At 70.0% G+C, this 26,247-nt stretch carries 28 protein-coding genes; 13 read left to right on the top strand and 15 right to left on the bottom strand.

Annotated elements, in window-relative coordinates:
• Nucleotides 1-65: 65 nt before the first annotated feature.
• From pcaC to AB0F68_RS32005, 8 genes are read right to left on the bottom strand one after another with little or no spacing between them, the layout of a single operon-like run.
• Nucleotides 66-446, bottom strand: a complete 381-nt coding sequence (gene pcaC, locus AB0F68_RS32040) for a 4-carboxymuconolactone decarboxylase (RefSeq protein WP_357345044.1) — start codon at nt 444-446, stop codon at nt 66-68.
• On the bottom strand, nt 443-1,222 hold the full coding sequence (gene pcaD / locus AB0F68_RS32035; protein ID WP_357345042.1) for a 3-oxoadipate enol-lactonase: 780 nt from the start codon (nt 1,220-1,222) through the stop codon (nt 443-445). The genes pcaC and pcaD overlap by 4 nt, the downstream gene beginning before the upstream one ends.
• Complete coding sequence (gene pcaB, locus AB0F68_RS32030; protein ID WP_357345040.1) at nt 1,219-2,559, bottom strand: 3-carboxy-cis,cis-muconate cycloisomerase; 1,341 nt, start codon at nt 2,557-2,559, stop codon at nt 1,219-1,221. Before pcaB ends, pcaD begins: the two co-directional genes overlap by 4 nt.
• A complete protein-coding gene (gene pcaG / locus AB0F68_RS32025) occupies nt 2,534-3,103 on the bottom strand; it encodes a protocatechuate 3,4-dioxygenase subunit alpha (protein WP_357345038.1) in 570 nt (189 codons plus the stop codon). Before pcaG ends, pcaB begins: the two co-directional genes overlap by 26 nt.
• Nucleotides 3,096-3,848: a protocatechuate 3,4-dioxygenase subunit beta gene (gene pcaH, locus AB0F68_RS32020; protein ID WP_357345036.1), complete on the bottom strand. Its 753-nt coding sequence runs from the start codon at nt 3,846-3,848 to the stop codon at nt 3,096-3,098. The genes pcaG and pcaH overlap by 8 nt, the downstream gene beginning before the upstream one ends.
• 12 nt (nt 3,849-3,860) lie before the next feature.
• The gene (locus AB0F68_RS32015) at nt 3,861-5,042 is read right to left on the bottom strand and encodes a thiolase family protein (RefSeq protein ID WP_357345034.1); all 1,182 of its coding nucleotides are present in this window, start codon (nt 5,040-5,042) and stop codon (nt 3,861-3,863) included.
• 56 nt (nt 5,043-5,098) lie between these two features.
• Entirely contained in the window at nt 5,099-5,869 is a 771-nt protein-coding gene (locus tag AB0F68_RS32010; RefSeq protein WP_357345032.1) for a CoA-transferase subunit beta, read from the bottom strand.
• Nucleotides 5,866-6,684 (bottom strand): CoA-transferase, encoded by an 819-nt coding sequence (locus AB0F68_RS32005; protein WP_357345029.1) that lies wholly within the window; start codon nt 6,682-6,684, stop codon nt 5,866-5,868. The genes AB0F68_RS32010 and AB0F68_RS32005 overlap by 4 nt, the downstream gene beginning before the upstream one ends.
• Before the next feature lie 297 nt (nt 6,685-6,981).
• Here AB0F68_RS32005 and AB0F68_RS32000 point away from each other — a divergent pair, with 297 nt between their 5' ends.
• Nucleotides 6,982-7,542 carry an ABC transporter substrate-binding protein gene (locus AB0F68_RS32000; protein ID WP_357345027.1) on the top strand — a complete coding sequence of 187 codons (561 nt, stop codon included), beginning with the start codon at nt 6,982-6,984 and terminating at the stop codon, nt 7,540-7,542.
• Here AB0F68_RS32000 and AB0F68_RS31995 read toward each other — a convergent pair.
• The 4 genes from AB0F68_RS31995 to AB0F68_RS31980 all read right to left on the bottom strand — a co-directional run bounded on the left by AB0F68_RS31995 (nt 7,519) and on the right by AB0F68_RS31980 (nt 11,189).
• Entirely contained in the window at nt 7,519-8,322 is an 804-nt protein-coding gene (locus tag AB0F68_RS31995) for a class II aldolase/adducin family protein (RefSeq protein WP_357345025.1), read from the bottom strand. The two genes, AB0F68_RS32000 and AB0F68_RS31995, sit on opposite strands and share 24 nt — an antisense overlap.
• Entirely contained in the window at nt 8,316-9,185 is an 870-nt protein-coding gene (locus tag AB0F68_RS31990) for an NAD(P)-dependent oxidoreductase (RefSeq protein ID WP_357345023.1), read from the bottom strand. Before AB0F68_RS31990 ends, AB0F68_RS31995 begins: the two co-directional genes overlap by 7 nt.
• Nucleotides 9,186-9,277: 92 nt before the next feature.
• Nucleotides 9,278-10,003, bottom strand: a complete 726-nt coding sequence (locus AB0F68_RS31985; RefSeq protein WP_357345021.1) for a FadR/GntR family transcriptional regulator — start codon at nt 10,001-10,003, stop codon at nt 9,278-9,280.
• A gap of 25 nt (nt 10,004-10,028) precedes the next feature.
• On the bottom strand, nt 10,029-11,189 hold the full coding sequence (locus AB0F68_RS31980) for an MFS transporter (protein ID WP_357345019.1): 1,161 nt from the start codon (nt 11,187-11,189) through the stop codon (nt 10,029-10,031).
• A 40-nt stretch (nt 11,190-11,229) separates the two neighbouring features.
• On the opposite strand from AB0F68_RS31980, the gene AB0F68_RS31975 reads away from it, so the two are divergent.
• From AB0F68_RS31975 to AB0F68_RS31955, 5 genes are all read left to right on the top strand, one after another.
• On the top strand, nt 11,230-11,427 hold the full coding sequence (locus AB0F68_RS31975) for a ferredoxin (RefSeq protein ID WP_357345017.1): 198 nt from the start codon (nt 11,230-11,232) through the stop codon (nt 11,425-11,427).
• Entirely contained in the window at nt 11,424-12,677 is a 1,254-nt protein-coding gene (locus AB0F68_RS31970; protein ID WP_357345015.1) for an FAD-dependent oxidoreductase, read from the top strand. The genes AB0F68_RS31975 and AB0F68_RS31970 overlap by 4 nt, the downstream gene beginning before the upstream one ends.
• A 41-nt stretch (nt 12,678-12,718) precedes the next feature.
• A complete protein-coding gene (locus AB0F68_RS31965; protein ID WP_357345013.1) occupies nt 12,719-14,173 on the top strand; it encodes an aromatic ring-hydroxylating dioxygenase subunit alpha in 1,455 nt (484 codons plus the stop codon).
• The gene (locus AB0F68_RS31960) at nt 14,170-14,745 is read left to right on the top strand and encodes a 3-phenylpropionate/cinnamic acid dioxygenase subunit beta (RefSeq protein WP_357345011.1); all 576 of its coding nucleotides are present in this window, start codon (nt 14,170-14,172) and stop codon (nt 14,743-14,745) included. Before AB0F68_RS31965 ends, AB0F68_RS31960 begins: the two co-directional genes overlap by 4 nt.
• A gap of 195 nt (nt 14,746-14,940) precedes the next feature.
• Nucleotides 14,941-15,669 (top strand): IclR family transcriptional regulator, encoded by a 729-nt coding sequence (locus AB0F68_RS31955; RefSeq protein ID WP_357345009.1) that lies wholly within the window; start codon nt 14,941-14,943, stop codon nt 15,667-15,669.
• 81 nt (nt 15,670-15,750) lie between these two features.
• On the opposite strand, the gene AB0F68_RS31950 is transcribed toward AB0F68_RS31955, so the two are convergent.
• Genes AB0F68_RS31950 through AB0F68_RS31940 form a run of 3 tightly spaced genes read right to left on the bottom strand, consistent with a single transcriptional unit; the run spans nt 15,751 to nt 18,843 of the window.
• Nucleotides 15,751-16,773, bottom strand: a complete 1,023-nt coding sequence (locus tag AB0F68_RS31950) for a tripartite tricarboxylate transporter substrate binding protein (RefSeq protein WP_357345007.1) — start codon at nt 16,771-16,773, stop codon at nt 15,751-15,753.
• Nucleotides 16,774-16,819: 46 nt separating this feature from the next.
• Nucleotides 16,820-17,338, bottom strand: a complete 519-nt coding sequence (locus AB0F68_RS31945) for a tripartite tricarboxylate transporter TctB family protein (protein ID WP_357345005.1) — start codon at nt 17,336-17,338, stop codon at nt 16,820-16,822.
• Entirely contained in the window at nt 17,338-18,843 is a 1,506-nt protein-coding gene (locus AB0F68_RS31940; protein ID WP_357345048.1) for a tripartite tricarboxylate transporter permease, read from the bottom strand. Before AB0F68_RS31940 ends, AB0F68_RS31945 begins: the two co-directional genes overlap by 1 nt.
• 356 nt (nt 18,844-19,199) lie before the next feature.
• Between AB0F68_RS31940 and AB0F68_RS31935 the strand changes: the two genes are divergently transcribed.
• The 7 genes from AB0F68_RS31935 (at nt 19,200) to AB0F68_RS31905 (ending at nt 26,210) form a co-directional block, all read left to right on the top strand.
• Nucleotides 19,200-19,496, top strand: coding sequence for a hypothetical protein (locus AB0F68_RS31935; RefSeq protein ID WP_262285944.1), 297 nt, complete (start codon nt 19,200-19,202; stop codon nt 19,494-19,496).
• Between the two features lie 4 nt (nt 19,497-19,500).
• Nucleotides 19,501-19,707, top strand: coding sequence for a hypothetical protein (locus tag AB0F68_RS31930; RefSeq protein WP_357345003.1), 207 nt, complete (start codon nt 19,501-19,503; stop codon nt 19,705-19,707).
• Between the two features lie 616 nt (nt 19,708-20,323).
• Entirely contained in the window at nt 20,324-20,524 is a 201-nt protein-coding gene (locus AB0F68_RS31925; protein WP_357345001.1) for a hypothetical protein, read from the top strand.
• A gap of 175 nt (nt 20,525-20,699) precedes the next feature.
• Complete coding sequence (locus AB0F68_RS31920) at nt 20,700-21,755, top strand: ATP-dependent DNA ligase (RefSeq protein ID WP_357344999.1); 1,056 nt, start codon at nt 20,700-20,702, stop codon at nt 21,753-21,755.
• 95 nt (nt 21,756-21,850) lie between these two features.
• Nucleotides 21,851-22,225 (top strand): hypothetical protein, encoded by a 375-nt coding sequence (locus AB0F68_RS31915; RefSeq protein WP_357344997.1) that lies wholly within the window; start codon nt 21,851-21,853, stop codon nt 22,223-22,225.
• 381 nt (nt 22,226-22,606) lie between these two features.
• Nucleotides 22,607-23,533 carry a helix-turn-helix domain-containing protein gene (locus AB0F68_RS31910; RefSeq protein ID WP_357344995.1) on the top strand — a complete coding sequence of 309 codons (927 nt, stop codon included), beginning with the start codon at nt 22,607-22,609 and terminating at the stop codon, nt 23,531-23,533.
• Between the two features lie 613 nt (nt 23,534-24,146).
• Nucleotides 24,147-26,210 (top strand): hypothetical protein, encoded by a 2,064-nt coding sequence (locus tag AB0F68_RS31905; protein ID WP_357344993.1) that lies wholly within the window; start codon nt 24,147-24,149, stop codon nt 26,208-26,210.
• Nucleotides 26,211-26,247 lie beyond the last annotated feature (37 nt).

Genomic DNA, 26,247 nt, shown 5'->3' with positions numbered 1-26,247 from the left:
CCGGATGACCGCCAGCCCGCGTTCCAGCGACTGGACGAATTCCGGGGTCCGCGCCGCCTCCTCGCTCATCCGGCCTCCTGCCGCAGGGTCTGTTGGGCCACCTTGAACGCCCGGTTCGCCGCCGGTACGCCAGCGTAGACGCCGACCTGGAGCAGAACCTCGCCGACCTCCTCCGGGGTCAACCCGTTACGCAGCGCAGCGCGCACGTGCATCGCCAGCTCCTCATCGTGACCCAGGGTGGCGAGGACGGCGAGGGTGATGCAGCTGCGAGTACGCCGGTCCAGGCCGGGCCGGGTCCAGATTTCCCCCCACGCGTACCGGGTGATGAAGTCCTGGAAGTCGGCGGTGAACCCGTCCGTGCCGGCGATCGCGGAGTCGACGTGCGCGTCGCCGAGCACCTGCCGGCGTACCGTCATGCCTGCTTCATGCCGCTCGCGTTCGTTCATCGGTCAGCCTGTTCCTCGTCGAAGTGGTTCACCAGGAGTCGGGACACCTGTTCGGGTTGCTCGACGTTGGCTAGGTGCGCCGCCTGAGCCACGACGGCCAGCCGCGCGTGCGGGATACGTGCCACGATCTCGCGGGCATGGTCCACCGGCGCGGCGCGGTCCTCCGCTCCCGCGATCACCAGCGTCGGCGCCTCGACCTTGTCGAGGTCGGATCGGAGGTCCATGACCGCGATCGCCTCGCAGCAGGCCGCGTAGCCGGCAGGGGGCGTGGCGGCCAGGAGGGCCCGGTAGCCGTCGACCAGGTTCGGCCGGGCCGCGGCGAAGGTCGGGGTGAACCACCGGGCCACCACGACGTCGGCGATCGCCGCCAGCCCGCCCGCCCGGACCGTCGCCGCCCGTGCCTGCCAGCTCTCGGGCGGGCCGAGTGACGCCGACGTGCAGAGCACCGCCAGCCGCCGCAGCCGATCGGGCGCGTGCGCGGCCAGCCACATGCCGACCATGCCGCCGAGAGACAGGCCCGCGTAGTGGACCCGCGGGAGGCCCAGCTCGTCCAGGAGCCGCAGCACCTCCCGGCCCAGCAGGTCGATCGTGTACGGCCCGGCCGGGACCGCCGACCGGCCGTGGCCTAGGTGGTCGTACCGGATGACCCGGAACCGTTCGGCGAGCGCCGCCACCTGCGGCTCCCACATGGCACCGGTGGTGCCGAGGGAGCTGCCGAGCAGCAGCACCGGCGCGTCGGCCGCGCCGTCCATCGTGATTTGCAGCCGGGGTGTCACGGCTTCGCCGCCCGGTGGGCGTCCAGCGCGCGGTCGATGAACGGGTCGACCGATCCCAGCCAGCCGTACGGGTCGAGCGCCTCGTCCACCTCCCGCTCGGACAGGTTGGCGTGTGTGTCGGTGTCGGCGAGCAGCGCCTCCCGGAACGACGGCTGGGCGGCGGCGCGGGTGACGAGGTCGTGCGCCGCGGTGCGGCCGAGGGCGGGCGCGAGGCGCGCCGCGACGGCCTCGGCCAGCACGAGTCCGCCCGACACGTCGAGGTTGGCCCGCATTCGGTCCGGGTGGACCTGCAGGCCCTCCAGCATCCGGGAACACCGGGCGCCGGCCCCGCCGGCCAGGTGCAGCAGTTCGAGCAGGGGCTCCCACTCGGCGTGCCAGGCGCCCGCGGCCCGCTCGTGCTCCTGCACGGCCGCGGTGAACAGGGTGGCGACCAGGCCCGGGCCGCGTCGCGCCACAGCGGTGACGAGGACGGAGTCGACCGGGTTGCGCTTGTGCGGCATCGCCGATGAGCCGCCCCGCCCGGCGCCGCCCTCGGCGACCTCACCGATCTCGGTCTGGGCGAGCAGCCCGACGTCGACCGCGACCTTGCCTGCGACGGCGAGGAGCCCGCCGAGGGAGGCGGCCAGGTCGAGCACGGGCTGCCGGCGGGTGTGCCAGGGCAGCAGGCTCTGGGCGAGGCCCAGGTGCGCCGCGAACCGGTCGGCCACCAACGGGCCGGCTGGCCCGAACGCGGCCAGGGTGCCGACCGCGCCACCGAGCTGGGCGGGCAGTTCCGCCCGTACCTGCCGTAGCCGTTCCCGCGCCTCGATCAGACCCACCAGCCAGCCGGCGGCCTTGAGGCCGAACGTGGTGGGCGCCGCCTGCTGGCCGAGGGTCCGGGCGACCAGCACACTCGCGCGGTGGGTGTCGGCGAGGCGGGCCGCGGCGTCGGCGGCGTCGTCGAGGTGGCGCAGCAGCGGTCCGATGGCCCGTACCGCGACCAGGACCAGTGCGCTGTCGAGCACGTCCTGGCTGGTCGCGCCGGTGTGCACCCAGGGGCGAGCGTGCTCCGGTACGGCAGCGGTCAGTTCGCGCACGAGCGGCACGACCGGATTGCCGGCGGCGTCGGCGGCCCGGCCGAGCACACCCGCGTCATAGCGCTCGGCTCGGCACTCAGCGGCGATCGCCTCGGCCGCCGGTGCTGGCAGGACACCACTGTCCGCCGCGGCCCGGGCGAGCGCGGCCTCCACGTCGAGCAGCGCCTGCAGCAGGGCCGCGTCGCTGAGTTCCACGTCGACGTCCGGCGTGCCGGAGAGTCCGCCGAGCAGCCGGTCAGACGGCGAAGAAGACGGTCTCATGCGCGCCCTGCAGTCGGATGTCGAAGCGGAACCCGTCCGGTGCCGGTCCGGCTACCAGCGTGTCGCGACGGTCGGCGTCGACGCTGCACAGGACCGGGTCGGCGGCGTTCGCCGGCTCGTCCGGGAAGTAGAGCCGGGTGACCAGGCGATGCAGCAGCCCCCGCCCGAAGACCGAGAGGGTCAGGTGCGGCGCCTCGGTGCCGCCGTCCGGGTCGGGCAGCGGCCCCGGCTTGACGGTCAGCAGCGCGTACCGCCCCTGCGCGTCGGTCTCGCTACGCCCGAATCCGCGGAAGCCCGGCACGGCGGGCGGCCGGGCGCCGCGAGGGTCGTCCGGATGGTCGAAGCGGCCGTCCGGATCGGCCTGCCAGCTCTCCACCAGCGCGTCGACCACCGGAGCTCCGGTGCCGTCGAAGATCTGACCGCGGATCCAGAACGCGCCTGGCGTGCCCTCGGGTACCACATATGGGCCGTCGGGCCAGAGCAGGCCGAGGTGCAGGAACGGCCCGACCGTCTGTGCGGGCGTCACGCCCAACTTCTCACTCATCGTCGTCCTCGTCTTCGAAGGGCGTGCTCTCCCGGCCGCGCAGCACGATGTCGAACTCGTACGCCAGCGCCCACTCGGGCGCCGTGGTGGCGTGGTCGTACCGGGCGATCATCCGATCCCGAGCCTTCGGGTCACGAACGGAGTTGAAGATCGGGTCCTGGAAGAAGAGCGGGTCGCCCGGGAAGTACATCTGCGTGACGAGCCGCTGGGTGAACGCGCGGCCGAAGAGGGAGAAGTGGATGTGCGCCGGCCGCCAGGCGTTGTCGTGGTTGCGCCACGGGTACGCACCGGGTTGCACGGTGATGAAGCGATAGTGGCCCCGGTCGTCGGTGAGCCCCCGCCCGACTCCTTCGAAATTGGGGTCGATGGGTGCCGGCCAGTTGTCCACGGCGTGGCGGTAGCGCCCCGCGGCGTTCGCCTGCCAGATCTCGACCAGGGTGTGTGGCACGGGGCGGCCATCGCCGTCGAGGACCCGGCCGTGGACGATGATCCGCTGTCCCTGTGGTTCCCCGTCGTGCTGGCGGGTCAGGTCGTGGTCCAGCTCGCCGAGCCGTCCCTGCCCGAGCAGCGGCCCGGTGATCTCGGTGAGTCGCTGCGGCAGGTAGGTCAGCGGTCGCTGCGGCGAGCGCAGCACCGTCGACTTGTAGCCGGGGCTGAGCAGGGGCGGGTGGGCGTCGACGTCGTCGCGCCGGTATTTCGGCAGCAGCAGGCCGCTGCCTGTCTGGTGGACGGTGTCCTGGGTCATGTTCCTCTCCCGTCAGGCTTCCAACACCACGGCCAGCCCTTGGCCGACCCCGATGCAGATCGCGGCGAGGCCCCGCCCGCCGCCGCGGCGCTGCAGCTGCCAGGCCAGTGATCCGAGGATCCGGGATCCGGACGAGCCCAGTGGGTGCCCGAGCGCGATCGCTCCCCCCTGCGGGTTGACGATCTCCGGGTCGAGATCCGGCCACTCGGCCAGGCAGGCGAGCGACTGTGCGGCGAACGCCTCGTTGAGTTCGATTACGTCGAGGTCGGCCCAGCCTATTCCGGCCCGCCGCAGGGCCTCCTCGGCGGCGGCGACCGGGCCGATGCCGAACAGGTGCGGCTCGATCGCGGTGACCGCCCGCGAGACGATCCGCGCCAGCGGCGCCCGGCCGATCGCGTCGGCTCCGGCTCGGTCGGCGAGCAGCAGGGCACTGGCTCCGTCGTTAAGCGGGGAGGAGTTGCCGGCGGTCACCGTGCCGTCGGCCCGGAAGGCCGGCTTGAGGCCGGCCAGGGCACCCAGTGTGGTGTCGGGCCGGATGCTCTCGTCCCGCTCGACGTTGGTACCGGGCACCGGGCTGACCTCGTCGGCGTACGCGCCCTCGGTCCAGGCCCGGGCGGCGAGCTCGTGGCTGCGGTACGCGAACCGGTCCTGCTCCTCGCGGGAGATCTTGTACCGGTCGGCGAGGATCTCCGCTCCCTCGCCGAGCGCCACCGTCCACTCCTGGGGCATCCGTGGGTTCACCATCCGCCAGCCGAGGGTGGTCGAGTGTAGGGTCTCGTGCCCGCGGGGATAGCCCTGCTCGGGTTTGGGCAGCACCCACGGCGCTCGGCTCATCGACTCGACGCCACCGGCCACGCAGATCGACGCGTCACCGAGGGCGATCGCCCGGGACGCCCCGATCACCGCCTCCAGGCCGGAGCCGCAGAGCCGGTTCACCGTGGCGCCGGGCACCGATGGGGGCAGGCCGGCCAGCAGCACCGCCATCCGGGCCACGTCCCGGTTGTCCTCGCCGGCGCCGTTGGCGTTGCCGAGCAGCACGTCGTCGATGCGGGCCGGGTCGAGGCCGGGGCTGCGCCGGACCACCTCGCTCACCACGTGGGCGGCGAGGTCGTCGGGGCGTACGCCGGCCAGGCCGCCGCCGTACCGGCCGATCGGGGTGCGTACGGCGTCGAGGATGTAGACGTCGTTACTCATCGCGCCGCGCTGAGCTTTTGCGGCCCTGAGTTGGCTGATTCGCTCGCTGCGCTCGCTCACTGGGCCGCCACCTTCTTGGTCGCCTCCAGGGCGCGCAGGACTGCGAGCTCGTGCTCGGTCGGCGGGTCGACCGCCGCGAGGTCCCCGGCGACGGCGAGGTCCCAGCCGGTGGCGGCCCGGGCCTGCTCGACGGTCACCCCGGGGTGCAGCCGGGTCAGGGTCAGTTCGCAGGTGTCCGGGTCGGGCTTCAGGACGCCCAGGTCGGTGATCACCACGCGCGGGCCGCCGCCGCGCAGCCCGAGCCGCTCCCGGTCGCCCGGTCCGCGGCCGTACCCGACGGAGGTGACGAAGTCGACCCGGTCGATGAACGTACGCAGGCTCTGCCGGACGACCACGACCACCTCGCCACAGGACGCGGCGATCTCCGGGGCGCCGCCCGCCCCGGGGAGGCGGACCTTGGGGTCGTCGTAGTCGCCGCCGATCACCGTCGTGTTGATGTTGCCGTACCGGTCGAGCTGGGCGGCGCCGAGGAAGCCGACGTCGATCCGGCCGGGCTGGAGCCAGTAGTTGAAGACCTCGGGCACAGAGACCACCGCGTCGGCGGTGTCGGCGAGGATTCCGTCGCCGATGGAGAGCGGGAGCCGGTCGGGCTTCGCGCCGAGGCAGCCGGACTCGTATATGAGCACCAGGTTGGGCGCGTGCGTGGCCCGGGCCAGGTTGGCCGCGGTGCTGGGCAGGCCGATGCCGACGAAACAGGCGCTGCCGTCCCGCAACTGCCGGGCGGCGGCCACCGTCATCATCTCGTCGGACGTGTACTCACGGCTCATGCCTGCACCTCCGCCTTCAGCACGTGCTGCTCCATCCACTCGCGGAAGGTGTCCCGGTCCCGGCTGATCGCGTCCCAGCGGACGTAGAAGTCGTTGTCACGGACCGAGTAGCCCTGCGCGTAGGACGGGTGCGAGCCGGCCGGCACCGCGGCCACCGCGGTCACCGCCCAGCTCGGCAGGACGACCTGGCCCGGTACCGGTTCGAGCTCGTCGACGATCTCCTCGACGGTGACCAGCGAGCGGTGCGCCGCGAGGACCGCCTCCTTCTGCACCCCGGTGATGCCCCACATCTGCACGTTGCCGGCCCGGTCGGCCCGCTGGGCGTGCACCACGGTGACGTCGGGGCGCAACGCGGGCACGGCCGTCAGCACCTCGCCGGTGAACGGGCAGGTGATCGTCTTGATGTTGGTGGTGTGCCGCGGCAGGTCGGTGCCGGTGTAGCCGCGCAGCACGGCGAACGGCAGGCCGGAGGCGCCGGCCACATACCGGTTGGCCATGCCCGCGTGGCTGTGTTCCTCCAGCTCCAGCGGCACCGGCCAGGAGTTCTGCACCGCGTCGCGGAAGCGGTGCAGCGATCCGACGCCGGGGTTGCCGCCCCAGGAGAAGACCAGGCGGCGGGCACAGCCCATGCCGATGAGCTGGTCGTAGATGACGTCCGGCGTCATCCGGACCAGGGTCAGGTCCTGCCGTCCCTGACGGATGATCTCGTGGCCGGCGGCGAACGGAATGAGGTGGGTGAAGCCCTCCAGGGCGACCACATCTCCGTCGCGGACCAGGTCCGCCACGCCCTCGGCCAGTGAGACGAGCTTCGCCATGACCCTCCCCGTCTCCTGCGATTTCCTCGGCCGATCCGCTGTTCGCTATGCGGACTGCCGTTCCTATGTCGAACATAATGCCTCGCGGCGCGTTCCGTCAACGAGCCCGACCAGCGCAATCCGCGGCTACCGCCTCGTTGCAGCAATGTTGCGGCTACCCGTTGACGTGAGGGGAGTCACGTGCAAATGTTCTAAATGAGAACGGCCGTTCGGCTTGCGAACACAGCACGGGCTCCTCCGAACCGGGGCCCCACCACCCCCCGGTCCCCCGGGACCGCCGGACGCGGGAGTACCTTCATGCGCCGTCTCATCGCCAGCGCCATAACCGCCGTAGCCCTCCTCACCGCCACCGCCACCGCCGCCTGCGGTTCCGGCGACGGCGGTGCTTCCGGCGGGCATCGCGGAGGGCCCACCAAGGTCAAGGTCGGGGCCATCCCGATCGTCGACGTGGCCCCCCTCTACCTCGGCAAGGAGAAGGGCTTCTTCGCCGAGCAGAACATCGAGGTCGATGTGGTCAACACGACCGGCGGCGCGGCCGCCGTACCGGGCGTGGTCGGCGGGGAATTCGACTTCGCCTTCGGCAACGTGGTGTCGCTCATCGTCGCCCACTCGCAGAACCTGCCACTCAAGGCGATCGCCGAGGGCAACTCGTCGACCGTGGACAGTTGGCGCGGAGCCGGCGATGCCGGCCTGCAGCGCGGCGGCGATCCGTTCGGCGTCCCCTCGCCATTGCCGAGGTATCTGGCGTCGATCACGACGGCCGGGGCCGTGCTCGACAACCTCCGCGTCGACTTGCTGGCACGGTGGGGTCGATTCGACCCTGCCCGTTCAATGTCAGCAAGGTGTGGAGCAGCATGACGTCGCTGGTGATGAACCGCGCTCCGGGATTGCAAGGCCCGCTAGTGCAAGAGCCGAAACCTGGAACCGCCAATTCTGCTCGTCATTGAAGCCGGCGCCCAGGTCGGGCAATTGTGCGAGGTCGGCGTCCGGCAGGCCTGCGGGCACCTGACCGGCGCCGGCGGCAAGCAGCATCACGCGGGCGAGCGCGTCCAGGCTCAGTGCCCGGCTCAGCGCCTCCTTGACGGTGCGCCCGGTGGTGACGAGACCGTGTCCGCGCATGACGCAGACGTCCTTCTCCCCGAGCGCGGCGACGAGCTCACGGCCCAGCGCCGGGGTGTTCACCAGGACGCTACGCGGGTAGGTCGGGATGCCGTCCCGCGCCATGCGCGCCGCCGGGATGTTGTAGGCGCCGACCACAGGAACGAGGGAGAGGCCCACCATGTCGAGAGCGACGATCGCGGGCGGGTGCGCGTGTAGCACGACGTCGACGTCCGGCCGGGCCCTGAGGATCTCGGTGTGGATGTGGATCTCGTTCGGCACCGCGGCCCCGTCTGCCGGCTCGAGCAGAGCGCCGTCCGGCCCGGTCAGCAGGATGTCGTCGGCCGTCGTGAACAGCAGACCCCGCTCCTGCGGGCGTCGGCACCGCATCAGGAGGCCACCGGGGTGGCGGCTGCTGATGTGCCCCAGCACGTCCTCGCAGAGACCGCGAAAGGCAGCGATCCGGCAGGCGGTTGCGATCTCGTGCCGAAGCGATGGGTCACCTGCGGGCGAGAAGGTCGGATCGGCGTCTTTCAGCATGGCTCTCCCTTGGCGAACCGGAAGTCGGACAGGAGGTCGATGACCTCGGGATAGGGGCGCTCCTCCAGCCCCACAGCGCCGGCGGCGAGGAAGAACTCGCTGAGAGCGAAGAACGAGGGGCTCTCGAAGCCCGCGTCGTGGAACATGGCGCGGGCCAGCTCCAGGTCCTTCACGATCGTCGTCACAGGAGCATGGGACGCGACGGCGGCGGCGTCGCCGAGGAAGTGCTCCTCGGCAGTCGCCAGCCCGGGAAGCGCACCCGTGCCGGCCGAGAGCGCGCGGACCGTCTCCGGGACGTCGAGGCCCTCGCTCTCGGCGAACGTCAGCGCCTCAGCCGCGACGAGGAATCGGGCGTACTTAATGTATTGCTGAAGGAGCTTGACGCCGTAGCCGGCGCCGGGCTTGCCGAGGTGGACCATGGTTCGTACGGCGGCCGCCAGCACCTGCTCCGCGCCGCCGAGCACCCCGGGCGCACCACCGATGAGCATGGTCATCACCGGCGGCTTGCCGCTGACCGGGCAGTCGACGAACCGGACACCTCGAGCGGCCAGACGCTCCACCGCCTCGCGCCCGAACGCCGGAGCGCAGGTGGACGTCTCGACGACCAGCGTGCCGGGCCGCATCAGGGTGCCGAGCTCGAAGACGACACCGCGGACCGCCGCCACCGTCGGCAGCGACGTGATGACGACGTCGCTGCGCGACGCCACACCGGCGAGGTCATCGGCGACCCGAACGCCATCCCCGGCAGCGCGCTCACGCGCAGCCAACGAAACGTCGCATCCACTGACCGACACGCCTGCGCCGACCAGTGCACGCGCCAGCGACAGGCCCATCCGGCCCAGACCGATGATTGCAACTTCCACTACCATCCCGCTCTGCAGAAAACTTTTCTGCCATGGAGGCTACACAGGAGACAGCCCGGCCAGCAATGGCCAATCCTTTCATTCTGCAGAAGTTAGAGAGCGGCCGTGGCGCGCACCGTGCGATCCAGGTGTGCCGCCATCTCTGCCGTCGCGGCATCAAGATTTCGTGCGGCGATCGCGTCGACGATGCGGCGATGCTCCGCGACGCCCGAGGTGCCGCCGTGACCGGCGGCCTGCAGCGACTTGAGGATCGAGTCCCGCATGGCATCAAGCAGCAGGGTGGCCGCCGCGTTATGCGTGCATTCCGCGAGCGCCCTGTGGAAGTCCAACGACATCTTCACGCTGTAGGAGCCGTCCTTGCGGGCCGCCTCGTGAGCGTCGCACAGAGCGCGGAGCCGGTCGATGTCGGCCTCGTTCGCGCGCGCACAGACCAGGGGAAGCAGGGCGGTCTCGATGATCGCACGGATCTCCGTGACCTCTGACGAGGAGAGCGCCGCCGTGCTGATCAGGTCGGTGAGGCCTTCGCCGACGAGCGACGCCGACGGCGCCGTCACGAAGGCGCCGCCCTCCTTGCCGAGCTTGATCGAGATGTGTCCGGTCGCCTCGAGCATCCGGAACGCTTCGCGAACCGTACGCCGACTGACGCCGAACTGATCGCACAGCGTTCGCTCGGCGGGGAGGCGGGCGCCGACCGGAAGCTCGCCGGAGCGGATCCGGGCACGGATCTGGTCGACAATGGTCCCCGAGATGCGCACGTTCGCCACCCGCTCGAAGTGGATCGAGTTCGGGGCGTCAGTCGCGTCGATATCTGCGGTCACGGCACTCCTTCACTGTCGCTCGATCCTAGTCGATCAGGCCCTTGCGACCGCGGAGCAACAGGACCGGTCCCGCCATCGCGACACCCAGGACGGCGATGCCGGCCGACGTTGCGACAACGGTGACCAGGCCGGCAACCCCGAGCGGTGCCAGCAGCAGGGCGGCGGCGCGGTAGGTGCCGGCCGTCGCAATGGCCTCGCCACGCTCCTCGGGAGCGACCGTCTCGCTGGCGACCGCGGGACCGGCCGTCTGCAGCAGGCCGGCACCGACCCCCGCCACAGCGAGCGCGACGGTCGCCAGCACGAGGTCGCCCGCGAGGATCCCGAAGAGGGCAAGGCCGACGCCCGACGTCACGATGCCCCAGACCAGGAACGCCCGCAGCCGCCCCATCTTGATCCATCCTGCAGCGGCGCTGCCGCCGATCGACGTCGCGTTGGCGATGCCCGAGACGACACCGATCGCAGCCGCGCCGTGGCCGGCCTGAGCGAGCAGGACCGGGACATACGAGTTCATCATCGCGCGCCAGCTGCCGGCGACCGCGCCGGCCCAGCTCGCCAGCCCGACTCCGGGCTGGCGCCATACGGCGACCGCCGAGCTCCTCCCCTTCCGCTTCGGCCGCATCGGCTCCAGTCGCACCATCAGCGAGGACGGGAGGACGACCAGCACCCCGACCACGGTCGCGCAGGCCAGCGCCCGTTCCAGCGAGTAGTGCTCGATGATCGGTCCGGCAAGGAACGGGCCGACGATCTGGCCGATGCCGGAGACCAGATTGATCTGCGCGATCGCGGCCACCGCCGACGTACTCGTACGAACGACATGGGTCTGCACCCCCGTCCAGAAGACGCCGCGGGCCGCACCCTGGGCGAGCTGGGAGACCACGAACACCCACACGCTCGAGGACAGCAGCAGCGACACGCAGGACAGCGCCATCAGGACACCGGCCGCGCTCACGAAGTGCTTGTCGGCGACGCGACGCATGAGGCTCCCCATGACGGTGCGGACACTCAGCTGCGCACACGCCGAGACCGCGATCAGCACGCCGACCTGTCCGGCGGTGAGCCCCGAGTTCAACGCGAAGAGCGGAATCGCCACTGCTGACAGGCCCATGGCGAACGAGAAGAGCGCGCCGCTCGCGCCGACGTACGCGTCCTCGAAACGTGACCGTTGACGTATCCTCGTCTCACCCATAGCGTAATGGTACCTCCATTGACCTAGTTGGGAGCAAGCGTTGAGGGTCACGAGCGACCTGGGCAGGTGCCAGGGCTACGGCAACTGCGTTGCCATCGACGAGAAGCATTTCGACCTCGACGACGACGGCCTCGTCGTCGTGCTCGAAGAGGCTGTGAGCAGCGACGAGCTGCCCACGACCGAGGAAGCGATCCGGCAATGCCCCGTCGCCGCGATCTGGCTGGAGGATTCGCCGTGAGCGATCGCGTCGTGATCGTGGGCGCCTCCGTCGGCGGCGTCCGAACGGCGCAGGACCTGCGCCGGCTGGGCTACGACGGAGACATCACGGTCGTCGGCGAGGAGAGCGAGCAGCCCTACGACAAGCCGCCGCTGTCCAAGCAGCTGCTCCTGGGCAAGCAGTCCGAGGCCGACATCTCGCTGCTCGGCGAGGGCGGCTGGGACGCGATCGCGACCGAGGCGAGGCTCGGAGTACGCGCCACGAGCCTGGACATCGACTCGATGGTGGTCAACCTCGCCGACGGCGAGGAGCTTGAGTACGACGCCTTGGTGATCGCGACCGGCGTTCGTCCCCGGACGCTCTCGCCCGAGCTCACCGAGCTCGACAGCGTCTTCACCGTCCGTGAGCTGCGCGACTCGCGCGCCTTGGCGGCCCGGGCGCACCTCGGCCCGGTCGTGGTCGTCGGGGCCGGCTTCATCGGTGCTGAGATCGCCTCGTCGTTCCGGAGCCTCGGGACCGAGGTCACGATGACCGAGGCCCTCTCGACCCCGTTCGCGCGAGCGCTCGGCCCCGAGGTCGGCGGCCTGCTCACCGACCTGCACGAGACCAACGGGGTCAACCTGGCCACCGAGGCCGCCGTGACCGCGATCGAGAAGTCCGGCGACCTGACCCTGGTCCGCCTGGTCGACGGCCGGGTGCTGGAGGCGGCGACGGTCGTCCTCGGAATCGGCGCGGTCCCCAACTGCGAGTGGCTGGAAGGCTCAGGCCTGAAGATCGAGGACGGCGTCTTCGTCGACGCAGGGTGCGCTGTACTCGCCAACGGCGTTGGCCCCCACGCGGAGGGCGTCTACGCCATCGGCGACGTCGCCCGCCAGGTCGATCCCTCCACTAACAAGGACTATCGCGTCGAGCACTGGACCAACGCCGTCGAGCAGGCCCACGTCGTCGCGCGTCAGATCGTCGACCCGGTCGCCGTCCCGGAGCCGCTGAAGGCGCCGTACTTCTGGTCCGACCAGTTCGGCACCAAGATCCAGATGGTCGGCCGTCCGGCCGAGGCCACGTCGGTCTCCCTGCACCACTTCGAGACCGCCGGCGCCGAACGCACGGTCGCGCTCTACAAGAACGCCGGCCGGCTCGCCGCCGCCGTCACCCTCGGCTGGCCCCGGGCGATCGCCGCCTGCCGCAAGGCGTGGGAGTCCGGCTCCTCCGTCGCAGACCTTCCAGCGGTTCTTGCCGACCTCGCCGACCGGGCCCGGTCCGCGGCCATCTGACAAAACCGGCCTCGAGGGGGCCACCCAGAGAAAGGACACTCATGACCATCGAAGGAAAGCGCCCCCCCGCGCATGGCCGGGTCGCCGACCTCGTCGACGTTCACAGCGGCGAGATCAGCCGTGAGATCTTCGTCGACGAGGCGATCCACAAGCAGGAGCTGGAGAACCTCTTCCCCCGGGCGTGGCTCTTCGTCGGCCACGCCTCCCAGGTGCCCAACCCGGGTGACTACTTCAGCTCGTGGATGGGCTCCGACCCGGTCCTGCTTACCCGCGACGACAAGGGTCAGGTGTACGTCCTGCTGAACTCGTGCCGCCACCGCGGCATGAAGGTGTGCCGCTACGACGAGGGCAACACGATGCAGTTCACCTGCCCGTACCACGCGTGGTCCTACAGCATCGACGGCTCACTCGTCGACGTGCCGGGCGACCTCCACGGCGTCCCCCACATGAAGTCGGCCTACCAGGGTCAGCTGGACAAGGCCAAGTGGGGCCTCGTGCGCTGCCCGCGGGTCTATGACTACAAGGGCTTGATCTTCGCGACCTGGGACACCGAGGCCCCGGACTTCCTCGACTACGCCGGCGACTTCCACTGGTGGCTCGACAACCTGGCCGACGCCTTCGACGGCACCGAAGGCGGCACCGAGGTCTTCCACGGTGTCCTGAAGTGGCGAATCAAGTCCAACTGGAAGTTCGTCTCGGAGAACTTCCTCGGCGACACCTACCACGGTGCCTCGACGCACGCCTCCGTGGAGGCGGTCGGCATCGGACCCGGCGGCAAGGGCAAGCGCCGGCACGGTGAGCGGCAGAACCAGGGGGGCTTCTCAAAGGGCCGCATGAAGACATCGTTCCGCCTGGGCCACGGCGCCTCCGACAACCTCGATTACGAGCTCCCATACCCGGAGTTCGCCGAGCCCAAGCTGACCGAGTACTTCGAGAAGGCGTGGGAGAAGCGGGCGGAGAAGCTTCGCGCGGAGGGTCGGCCGCTGGGCGGCCGCGGACCGGCCACCCTGTTCCCCAACATGTCGTTCGCGGCCGGGTTCCCGCGCTCAATCCTGGTGGCTCACCCCATCAGCGCGACCGAGACCGAGGTCTGGCGCTGGTTCCTCGTCGACAAGGACGCACCGGACTTCGTCCGCGAGTGGCTCCGCCAGTACTACATGCGCTACGGCGGCCCGGCGGGCATGACCGAGCAGGACGACATGGAGAACTGGGACTACGCCACCCAGGCCAGTCGCGGTGTCGTCGCGCGCCGCTTCCCCTACAACTACCAGCAGGGGCTCGACCGCGAGCAGGCGAGTGACCTCGACCGCGCCGTGCACTCCGACCACGCGATCGCCGGCGAGGTCAACGCCCGCGCCTTCTATCAGCGTTGGACCGAGTACGTCGACAACCTGACCCAGGACCAGCTCCGGGAGCTCGCGTCCGTGGACGAGCGTGTCGAGCGGATTCGGGAACGAGAGGCTGCAGCTGCTGCCGCGAAGGAGGAGACCGAATGAGCACCCTGAGTGAGCACGAGGGCACGCCCCAGCTCGTCAACGAGTCCGGTCTGTCCAAGGCCGACCTCCGCGACTTGCTCGCCGACGTGAGCGACTTCCTCTATCGCGAGGCGGACCTGCTCGACGAGCGCCGCTACACCGAGTGGCTCGACATGCTCGCCGAGGACTACCAGTACTCGGTGCCGCTGCGGATGAACGTTCCGTTCAGCGACGTGGTCAGCAACGAGGACACCAAGGTGGGCGCCGAGGTCTGCTGGTTCGACGAGCCCAAGTCGACCGTGGAGCTGCGGGTCATCCAGCTGCTTACCGGTGTCCACTGGGCCGAGGAGCCGGTCTCCCGCGTCTCGCACCTGGTCACCAACCTTCGGCTCACCCGGGTCGCGCTGCCCGAGGTCGAGGTGTCCAGCCGGTTCCTGGTCTACCGGAACCGGGTGTCGGACGAGATCGACATCCTCGTCGGCCGGCGCCGCGACGTGCTCCGGCAGGACGGGGACGAGTGGAAGCTCACGCGTCGGACGCTGCTCCTCGACCAGTCCGTGCTGATGGCGAAGAACCTGTCGATCTTCATCTGACGACAGCTGGCATCCCAACACGCATGGGGGCCCGGCTGGCGGCTTCGGTCGCCGGTCGGGCTCTCTCGTTCCTCACCGTCTATCATGGGTAAGTCCGCCTAGCAGAAAGAACTTCCGTTGGCCGAAAAGAAACGCCGCTCCGCCGATGACGCGAGCCCCGGGGCCAAGCATGGGCCGACCTACCCGATCTCGTCGGTGGACAACGTCCTCCGGCTGCTGCTGGTTTTCCGCGACCAGCAGCAGCTTCGTCTCTCCGACGTTGCGGCGAAGCTGGGCGTCTCCCCCTCGACGGCCCATCGCCTGCTGGCGATGCTGGTGCACCACGAATTCGTGCACCAGCAAGGAGGCCGTGGCGTCTACACCGCCGGGCCCGCGCTGCTCGAGATCGGCTACGGCGCAGTCCGCAGCCTCGATCTCCGCAGCCTGGCGCAACCGATCCTCGCCCGGCTCGCGGAGAACATCGACGAGACGGTCCACCTCGCCCAGCTCGAGGGCGGGCACATCCGCTACCTGGCCGGGGCCGAGTCGAGCCGCCCGCTCCGGGTCGCCGACCGCACCGGGCAGCTCTTCCCGGCACACCAGACCGCCACCGGCAAGGCGATCCTGGCCGGGCTGACGCCCGCCCAGCTGACCGAGGTGCTGGCCGGCGCGGCCGGGACCGACTGGGGCCCGCTGTCCACGGCGAAGGTCGCCGACCTGGAGGAGGAGCTTGCCGGCGTGCGGGTCGCCGGCTTCGCTCTCAACCACCGCGAGGACGACGTCATCTCCGTGGCGGTCGCCGTCCGCAACCGGCGCGGCCTGGCGGTCGCGGCGATCAACGCATCCGCCCCTGCAAGCCGGATGCCGGGCAAACGGCAACGCGAGGTCGTCGAGGCGTTGCGCACGGCAGCCGACGAGCTCGGGAGTGCCCTGGGAACCGTCTGACGCCACGAGACGCCCTGACATGGCACACGGCCCGGGCGTAGCCCGGGACGTGTGTGTTGGTGTGTTGGACGCGGTGTCGCGTCAGCCCTGATAGGCGGCCTTGAGGATGTCGACGTAAGCCGCAGGAGGGTTCATCAGCTCGTCGACCGTCTTCGCGACGTCCGCTCCCGACTTGTACACGATGGGACGGCCGGCCTTCTCCCCCTCGGCGACGAAGTCGGCCTCCTGCACGACCTTGGCGAAGGCGTCGCGCAGCTCGGCGAGCCGAGCCTGGTCCATCTTCGGCGGGGCAGCGATCGTGCGGCCGCTCTCGAGCAGGTGGGCGTGGAACTGCAGCATCTCCTTCGAGGCGGCGTCGCCGGCGACATCGAGCATCGTCGGAACGTCGGGGAACTGCGCCACGGGCTTGCTACCGAGCACGAGGATCGGAATGCCGTCACCGCTCTTGATGGTCGGGAGCTGGCTGCCCAGGGAGCGCGAGTACGCATCCACATGACCCTGGAGCAGAGCCAGCGCAGCCTCGCCGGAGCCCGCGAATCCGGTCACGATCTTGTTGTTGACCCCGAGCGCCTTGGAAAGGACGAGCGGGTCGACGTACTCGTTCGAGCCGGGGCCGGTCGCGGCGAACCGGAGGCCACCCTTCTGGGCGGCCGCGACCAGGTCGGCGCTCGACTTGATCGCACCCTTCTTTGCGGCGATGACGACGTCCGGCTCGCTCGCGATCTGGCCGACGTAGCTGAAGTCCTGAGGCTTGTACTTGACGCCGTCGGCGCCGGCCAGGGCGCTCCCCACGGCGCCAGTCATGTTGAGGATCTCGAGGGTGGTGCCGTCGGGCTTCGCCGAGCTGAGTTCGTTCATCGCGAGGAGGCCGCCGGCACCCGGCTTGTTGACCACGACGACCTTCGCGCCCAGCTCCTTGCCCAGCGCAGGCGCGAGCTGGCGGGCGTAGGAGTCGTAGCCGCCGCCCGGGTCGAACGGGACGACCAGGTTGATCGTCTCGCCTTTGAAGTTGCCCGACGCCTTGCCGGCCGCTCCCTGGCTCTGGCAACCGGCGGCGGCCACCATGGCGATGACGGCGAGGGCCGCGATGTGGAGTTTCTTCATCTCTTTCTCTCTCGTGTAGTCGACCCGCGGGCCGTGCGGTTTTCCCTCACGCCAGCCCGAAGAGACCGGCCGGGACCTGCTGGGTGAGGACGACGCTGAAGGCGAGGTACATCACGCCTGTCAGAAGCACTGCGTAGATTCCCGAGAAGACCCAGGACCGGTTGTCCTGGATTCGGAGGTAGGCGACTGTGTAGAGGATCGCCGTGGGGTAGAGACCGAGCACATACAGCGACACGAAGAAGCCGACGAACCAGCCGAGGGTCACCAGCCACTGCCGGGCGGTGGCCGTGTGGAACACGTACTCGAGCTGCTCGTCGGGAGTCTCCATCTCGTGGGGGACAGCCGGCGCCTCGCGGGTGCCGATCAGCGAGCGCACCACCAGTACGACGCCGAGTGCCGCCCCGCCCAGGCTGACGCCGCGCGGGAACACTGCGGCATCGTGGTCCCAGCCACGGGTCAGGACGAACGCACCTGCCATCACGGCGGCCAGGAGGACTCCGCCGATCAGGTCGGCCGAGGGAATGTGCCGCCGGGCCGGCGTCGGGGATGGAGAGGTCGTGGCCATCACAGGACTCCCTCGCGGTCGTGGGAACGGTGTTCGGTGGAGAGGTCGACGGCAGGGCCGGCCGCCGCTGCGGACGCGGCCATCTGCAGGCGCCGGGCGGCGCGACGTTCGCGGACGAAGTGGCTGGCGAGGATCGCGACGATGCAGGCACCGATCGCCAGAACGGGAGTCCGGGTGATCCAGGCGGCGCCGAAGAGGGAGTTCGACAGGAAGATGTAGCGCTCCAGGATCTCGCCGAGGACGAAGCCGAGCAGGAGCGGCACCCGCGGCCAGTCCCAGCGGATGCAGGCCACGCCCACGACGACGAAGGCGAGCATCACGAGGACGTCGGTCCAGCTGTTGTTCTCCGTGAAGGCGCCGATCGAGAGGAGCAGCAGGAGGAAGGGGATCAGCAGCGGACCCGAGACGTAGCTGAGCTTGGCGAGCGGACGGACGAGGGCCAGGGCGACACCGATCGCGATGACGGTGGCCAGCAGGGCGATCCAGACCATGGACATGGTGACGTCGAGCTCGGTGGTCAGCATCTCCTTGCCCGGATCGAGCCCGAGGATCAGGAAGGCGCTCAGCAGTACGGCGCTCGAGGCGGATCCGGGGATGCCGAAGGCCACCGTCGGGATGAGCGAGCCGCAGTCCTTGGCCACGCCGGTGGCGCCCGCGGCGACGACGCCCTCGACGGAGCCCTTGCCGAACTCCTCGGGATTCTTCGACACCGACTTGGCGTGACCGTAGGCGACGAACTGAGCCACCGAGCCGCCCATGCCCGGCACGAGGCTGAGCCCGGTGCCGATGGCGCCGGAGCGGACCGCGAGCGGCCAGCGGCGCAGTGCGTCCCGGACGCCCGCGCCGACGCCGGAGACCGAGGCGGAGGCGGGGTTGGTCGAGGCGACACTCCCCTTCTGCATCATCAGCTGGAGGACCTCAGCGCCACCGAAGAGGCCGATGACCACCGGGACGATGCTGATGCCGTCCCACAGCTCGAGCAGGCCGAAGGTGAATCGCGGCGATCCGGTGGCCGGGTCCAGGCCGACCAGCGAGACCAGGACGCCGAACAGGCAGGCCAGCGCGCCCTTGAGGAGCTTGCCGGACGACAGGGTCACCACGAACGTGAGGCCGAGGACCGCCAGGGCGAAGAACTCGGGTGGTCCGATGTTGAGGATGATCGGACGGATCAGCGGGATGAGGACCACCAGGACCACCGCCCCGACGAGCGCGCCGATCCCCGAGCTCGTGAGCACGGCACCGAGCGCACGCCCGGCCCGTCCCCGTCGCGTCATCGGATATCCGTCGAGGACCACGGCGGCCGAGGACGCCTCCCCCGGCACTCCGAAGAGCACAGAGGTGATGTCACCGGCAGTTGCGGCGACCACGTACATGCCGAGCAGCAGGGCGAACGCAGGGACCGGGTCCATCGAGAAGGTGAACGGCAACAGCAGCGCCAGCGTCACGGCACCACCCAGGCCTGGCAGGATGCCGACGACAAAGCCAAGCGCGACGCCAACGACCATCATCAACAATGACTGCGGTGTCAGGACCTGGAGGAGTCCCTGGAGAAGAGCGTCTGCCATGTGATCCCTACTGTTTTTCGTCTTCCAGAAATCTTTTCTGACCGTAACGGCGGGCAAGCCACCGTGTCAATGGTCACTCCATTATCCGCCTATGCCGCATGGGTTCGCGCAACGCGGACGCGTGCCCGAAGTTCTCTCGGCTGACTACGCCGTCGGCAGTTGGAGTCGAATCCGGTTGATTCCGCAGTGTCTCCGCTCGCGCACGCAGGCACCACAGCTCGAACCCGAACCCGGCGAAGCACGCCGCTTTGTTGCCCGAGTTGGGCGCGGATTGACACGTTGGGCGGAGGCAGGGGATGAACCGCGAAGACGCTCTCAACGCCGCCAACGCACCGGTCGACTGGACCGCCGGCGAGGTCGAGCACCAGCCACGGCCGGTCAAGTCCGTGTACTCGATCCGACCGGGCGAGGAGCTGGCGCGCTGGCTCGAGGACGAGGCCGACCGACTGGGCACCGACCCGGGCCGGTACCTAAAGCAACTACTCGTCGACGCCCGGGCCCGCGCCGCCGCGGCCGAGGACCCGACCGTCACCGTGCGGCTATCCGAGCTGCACCGGGCCATCGACCAGGCCGCCGGCCTGGCGGCGGCCTGACGCCGTGGCTGAGCCCACCAGGCTCGTCGAGCCGGCAGCCAGCTTCGCCTCCACCGACTTCTGGCGCCGGCTCACCCGGGACGTCCGTGGACACGACGACCACCCGCTCTTGCTCGTCGGGCTGGCCGAGAACACCGCCCGCTACGACCTGCGGTGCAACCGCTGTGACAGGGTCCTCGTCGAGGTCCTCGTCAACCGGGCGGCCGCCTGATCCGGTGAGCATCTCGTACGCCACCCGCATCTCGGCCAGCCGCACGCCGCCGTTGTAGCGCAGCTGCGCTCCGGCCCGCCGCACGGTGGCGACCTCGACACCACCGTCGCTGGCGGCTCGGCGTCGGGCAGCCCGGCCACCCAGTCTGCTGGCTCGCGGGGGTGCTCGCGTCGACCGAGTCCTGATCTTGTGTCGCCTTGGAGACACTGCTTGTCCGAGGGCAACCAACGCCCCTGATGATCACTACGATCCACGCGCATGACCGAACCCACCGCGGCTGCGCCAGCCGGCAAACGCCGGATCCTCATCGCCGCAGCTGCCGTCGCTGTTGCCGTCCTCATCCTCGCCGTCGGTTTCGCGCTCGGACGGGGCTCTGATCAGCCGGAGGTGGGGAATCGCCAAGCGGCGACTGCATCTCCCACCGCTGCCGCCACCACCCTGGCCGCCACGCCCAGCGCCTCGCCCACCCCGTCACCGAGCAGCTCGCCGAGCTACACGCCGAAGCTGCCGACGACGATGACCGACGAGGGAGGCGACTGCATCGACGACAAGCCCGACAAGTGCGGCTACTACGTCGCCGGGTCCAGCTGCAAGAACGTCGAGTGGTGCGAGAAGGATGACCACGTCGAGCCGGGAAACGTGGGCGACCGACGGAGGTACGGGCCTGACCGACTGCATGTGGGGGCTGTCCCTGCCGCCGGAGTACGGCATGGATGGCGGCGGCTACGCGACGTCCTACACGGAGGTCCAGGTGCCCAAGGGCGCCATCTTCGAGACCCACGATTGCGTCGCCGATTGGAAGTGGCTACACCCATAGCTGACACCCTGAGAACACGGCGACGGCCCCGGGTTCGTGCGCGGGGGGCCGTCGCCGTTTACTGAGCCATTCGCCCTGTCCGATCTGCGCCCGCGGCGCCATGCCGGTCCGGCACGATCGCGACAGGGGGCCGGATGAGCGTGGTGCGCAGCCAGGGCGGCTCGGCCCGGCCGGGGTGAGCCTCGGCCGGGCCGAGCTGGTGCTGCGTCGGCCGGTCGCCCCGATGCTCTCAGCGCCGGTGGACGCGGTGCCGCAGGGGCCGCGCCTAGCGTATGAACCCAAGTGGGACGGGTTCCGCGCCCTCGCCTTCGTCGAGGCGGCCGGCGTCTACCTGCAGTCGCGCGCCGGCAAGAACCTCACCCCGTACTTCCCGGACATCACCCGGGCGATCCGCCACACCCTTCCGCCGGGGGTGATCCTCGACGGGGAGCTGATCGTGTGGGAGCAGGGGCGGACCAGCTTCGCCCGGCTGCAGCGCCGGATCACCGCCGGCCGGGGCCTGCTGATGATGGCGCGGGAACACCGGGCGCACTACGTCCTGTGGGATCTGCTCGCCGACGCCGGCGGCCACGTCGTGATCAACGCGCCGCTGTTCGAGCGACGGGCCCGGCTGGCGGAGCTGCTCGAGGATGCGCCCGCGCAGCTGACCCTCACACCGCAGACCACCGACATGGACGAGGTGGGCGACTGGCTGACCACCTACACGGCGGCCGGGATCGAGGGGGTGGTCGTCAAGCGGCTGGACGGCCGGTACGAGCCCGGCCGGCGCGGATGGCAGACGTTCCGGGTTCGCATGGCGACCGAGGCGATCGTCGGCGGGGTGACCGGCAGCCTCGCCAACCCGAGCACGCTACTCCTCGGCCGGTTCGATCGACGGGGCCACCTGCGCTACACGGGAAGGACGCACCCGTTGGCGATGGTCCAACGCCGGGAGCTCGCGCCGCTGCTGTCCCCGCCCCGGTTGCAGCGCCGGGGCGGCGTCGCACACCCCTGGCCGCAGCCACTGCCGCCGAGCTGGAGCGGGCAGCTGGACCGACCCGAGCCACTGCGCTACGTGCAGGTGGAGCCGACCGTGGTGGCCGAGATCGAAGTGGATACCGCTTTCGAGCACCGGCGCTGGCGCCACGGGGTGTGGTACCTGCGCCCGCGGCTGGACCTGTCGGTGTACGACGTGCCGCTGCTGCTCGGCGACGAGGCCGACCCGCTCTGGGACGCCGCCGCCGGTGCGTGAACGGTCACGCGGCAGGAAGGGGCGTGCGCGTCCCGGGCTCCACAGATCACTAGGTTTCCGGGCTGGTCGAACATTTGTACGAGTAGCCTGCCCTCGTGGAATGGCGCAACCGCTGGCCCATCACGATCCGCTGGGACCGGGCCGACACCTCGCCCGCCGGCGTGACCGTCGTCGAGCGCGTCGTGGACTCGACCGCCCAGCTGCGCCACCTGATCGCGCGGGCCCGCGCCGACCCGCACGTGGTCGCCTTCCCCTACCGCCAGGTCCGCGAGCTGGTCGGCGACGAGCCGCAGCACTGCCGCGCCGGCCACGCCTACGCGGGCGGCTCGGCGACCTGGCCCGTCTGCGACTGGTGGCCCTGCTCCTGCGGCGGGCACCTCGTGCTGCGCTGCCGCCGCTGCCCCGACGTCCTGGCGGACCCGCCCGTGGCTGCCGAATGCGACACGAAGGGGCGGGCCACGTCTCCGTGACCCGCCCCGGTTGGTCCGCTGAGCGGACTAGCCGCGGTCGGCCGTCGCCCCCGCCGAGGTGCCCGACGATCCCGCCGCCCCGCTTGTGCTGCTCGACGATGGCGCACTCCATGCACAGCACCAGCGTCGCCTCCGGCGCGCGGCCCGCCGCCGCCCGCTGGTTCGGCCCGATCCACACGTCCGTCGAGCAGTCGACGCACCGCGTCACGCTGCGCTCGACGGTCGGCACGAACGGCGGGACGCGCATGCCCTCCAGCAGCTCGCTGATGTTCGTCGGCGGGCACGCCAGCATGATCCTGTGGGGCTCGAATACTCGGTTCGGCTGTCTGAAGTGCGGTTCTGTGCGAGCTCGAGCCCTGCGCAGCCATCATGCTCGTGGCCATGAGCGCGTCGTTGCTGTACCTGCTGCTTCGCCAGATCCTGCAGATGTTGTCCCAGCTCGCCCGCGACGGTGGGGCCAAGGATGTGGAGATCCTGGTGCTCCGCCATCAGATGGCGGTGCTGCGCCGCCAGGTGCACCGCCCCGACCTGCAACCGGCCGACCGGGTGGTGCTGGCGGTGCTGTCGCAGCTGCTGCCCCGCCCGCGCTGGTCGGCGTTCTTCGTCACCCCGGCCACGCTACTGCGGTGGCACCGTGAACTGGTCGCCCGACGATGGACGTACCCGCATGCCCGGCCGGGCCGGCCACCGGTCAACGCACAGGTCCGCGACCTGGTGCTGCGACTCGCGGCGGAGAACCCGACCTGGGGGCACCGCCGGATCCAGGGTGAACTGCTCGGCCTGGGCTACCCGGTGGCGGCCAGCACGGTGTGGAAGATTCTCAACCATGCCCGGGTCGACCCGGCACCCCGGCGGTCGGGACCGACCTGGCAGGAGTTCCTGACAGCCCAGGCGCGCACGATGCTGGCGTGCGACTTCTTCACGGTCGACACGGTGTTCCTCAAGCGGATCTACGTGCTGTTCTTCGTCGAGATCGCCACCCGCCAAGTCCACATCGCCGGGGTGACCGCCCACCCGACCGGCGCCTGGGTGGCACAGCAGGCACGGAATCTGCTGATCAACCTCGACCAGCGCGCTGCTGGGCTGCGGTTCCTGCTACGCGACCGCGACACCAAGTTCACGGCGGCCTTTGACGCCGTGTTCACCGCCGAGGGCATCGGCGTGATCAAGACTCCGCCGCAGGCGCCCCGAGCTAACTCATTCGCCGAGCGCTGGGTGGGCACCGTACGCCGGGAGTGCACCGACCGGATGCTCATCGTCGGCGAGCGCCACCTCGCGGCCATCCTCGCCGACTACACGGCCCACTAAAACAGCCACCGCCCACATCGATCGCTCGGCCAGCGGCCGCCCAACCCGCCGTCGGGAGGCACTGACTTGACCGCCGCCAGGGTCCGACGGCGCCCGATCCTCGGCGGGTTGATCAACGAATATTCGCAGGCAGCATAGCCGAACCGGCTTTTACGAGCCCCACAGGTTGCCTGCCTGGCCGCGGCGGTTCACTACCAGATCCCCGCCACCGACGCCATCAGCTGCTCGATGCCCGCCTCGGCCGCCACGGACAGGGAGATCGAGCGGGTCGCCCAGGCATTGGCCTTCCACACCACCGCTCTGGCCAACACGCTGCGCCGGCACGGAATCCGCTGATCGCGGACGGCCCGTCGCGGCGGCGGCGGTCGTCCGGCAAGGACGGCCCTCGGCACGCAGAAGACGAGACCCTCCACAGAGTCTTGACATGACATCCGTGTTACGACAGCGTGTTCGGTATGCAAAAAGGTGTCCACAAACATGGACGCTGTCCGGGGTGGGCGATAACGGCCGCACGCTTCTCGCTCCCGTCCCGCCTCCACCGGCCGCGCTTACCGGCCCGGGCTACATCTCCCGTTCCTGACCGTTGCCGCCACCACGCAAGGAGCTCCACTCCATGACGTCAAGACGGAAGCTCGTCCTCGGCGTGCCCGCACTGTCCATCATCGGCGCTCTCGCCCTGCCGCGGGCGGCCCAGGCCAGCCCCGACGGCATCATCCGCTCTGGCAACTACTACCTGGGCGTCACGCCCGACGACGGCGTCCCGGACCGCGACGGAGGACTCATTCCAATCGCCCAGGGCGCACTCGGCGACGGGGACCCCGCGCGCTTCGTCGGGTGGCGCGGGGCGAGCAACGCGCCCCGAACCATCTCCCTGGTCTTCGACCTCCTGAACGATCTCCCGCTCGACCGGATCAGGATCGTCAGCAACGCCCCCGCACCAGGTTGGGGCTTCACCGAGATCAGCGTGACCTACCGGGCAGAAGCCGACACCGCGTATCACCTGGCCGGCAAGGCGACGAGAGCCGGGGAGGCCGCCTACGAACTCTCGGTCCCGATGGCCGATCGCCAGGCCCGATTCGTCCGGATCGAGATCGTCCGTTCCGGCGCCCTGCTGCATGTGCCGCTGTCCGAGGTGGAGATCCATCGCGGCCACGGAGACGCCGGGACCAACCCGGGCCCAGCCCTGACCGCAGCCGAACTGCAGGCCGAGTTGAGCAAGTACACCAGGCTCGCCGACCGGTACGGGCAGTACCTCTACCAGGACTGGCCGGGCAAGGTCACCTCGGACGAGCAGCTCCAGCACGAGTACGCGCAGGAGGCGGCCGCTCTCGCTGGTGTCGTTCGCAACCCGGAGCGGTACGACCGGTACGGCGGCATCAAGAGCCTCGGCCGACACGGCGCCACCGGGTACTTCCGGCTGCAGAAGGTCGACGGCCGCTGGTGGTTCGTCACCCCGGAGGGTCACCTGTTCTTCCTCAAGGCCGTGGACGCCTTCTCCGAGGAGGAATGGGGCTACGGCACGGTGTACGAGAACCCCGACGGCAGCCCGCGGGACGTGTTCGACGAACTGCCCGACCCGGACCGGTTTGCAAAGGCCTACGCCGTCGTCGAGAACGGGCTCATCACCGTCAACTTCGTCAAGGCCAATCTGATGCGCAAGTACGGCGACGACTACAAGGCGAAGTGGCGCGGCATCACCCACCGCCGCATGATCGATTGGGGTTTCAACGCCCAAGGCAAGTGGCAGCGCGACCCGGCCGTCCCCTTCCCGTACATCGAACGGGCACCCACCCCGCTCGACGTGATCAAGGTGTCGTGGGCGATCGACCCGTTCGACCCGGACTTCTCCACCAAGCTGGACCGTGCCTTCAACCTTCGGCAGTACCGCGACGACCCGTGGCTGATCGGGTACTTCTTCGAGAACGAGCGGGGATGGAGCCGGGACATCGTCGCCGAGGTGGTGCGGCGCGACGGCGACCTTCCGGCCAAGGTGGCGTTCGTTCACTACCTCTCCGACGCGTACGACGATGATCTGGCCCGGGTGAACGAGATTCTCGGAACCAACGCCGGATCCTTCCGGGCGCTGACGGACGAGCCGATCAACATCAACCGGGTACCGGACGCCGACGTCCGCGCGTTCATCACCCTCGCCGCGAAGCGGTATTTCCAGACGGTGCGCAACGCCATCCAGCGGCAGGACCCCCACCACCTGTTCCTCGGCTCCTGCCTGGTGCCGACGTGGCGCACGAGCCCGGAGTGGAACTCCGGCGGGGCACAGTACGTCGACGCGCTGTCGTTCGACTGGTATTCCAGCGACATCAAGGAGTTGACCCGGTACGCGGTGCTCGACAAGCCGATCCTGAACCTCGAGTTCTGCTTCATGCAGCCCGACCGGGGGATGACGTCACACAACCCGGGGATCGCCGCCACCAGCCAGGCTGACCGGGGTGTCAGGTACACGTCCTTCATCGAGGCCCTGGCCGCGACCCCGACCTTCGTCGGTTCGGCATGGTTCGCGCACTACGACCAGGCGGTGACCAACAAGCCGGGCTCCACGGAGTCGTTCAACATCGGACTGGTGAACCAACAGGACCAGCCCTACCACGACATGACGAGCATCATGCGGGAGACGAACCGGAGGCTGGAGGAGATCCACCTTCAGGCTCCGCCGGCCTGACCCGAGCGGCGGGAAACAGTCGGGACCCCACGTCAGC

Source organism: Micromonospora sp. NPDC023966 (genome assembly GCF_040639095.1).
Taxonomy (GTDB): Bacteria; Actinomycetota; Actinomycetes; order Mycobacteriales; family Micromonosporaceae; genus Micromonospora.
Note: the sequence above shows the minus strand (reverse complement) of the source record. Positions and strands in the feature narration are given on the sequence as shown.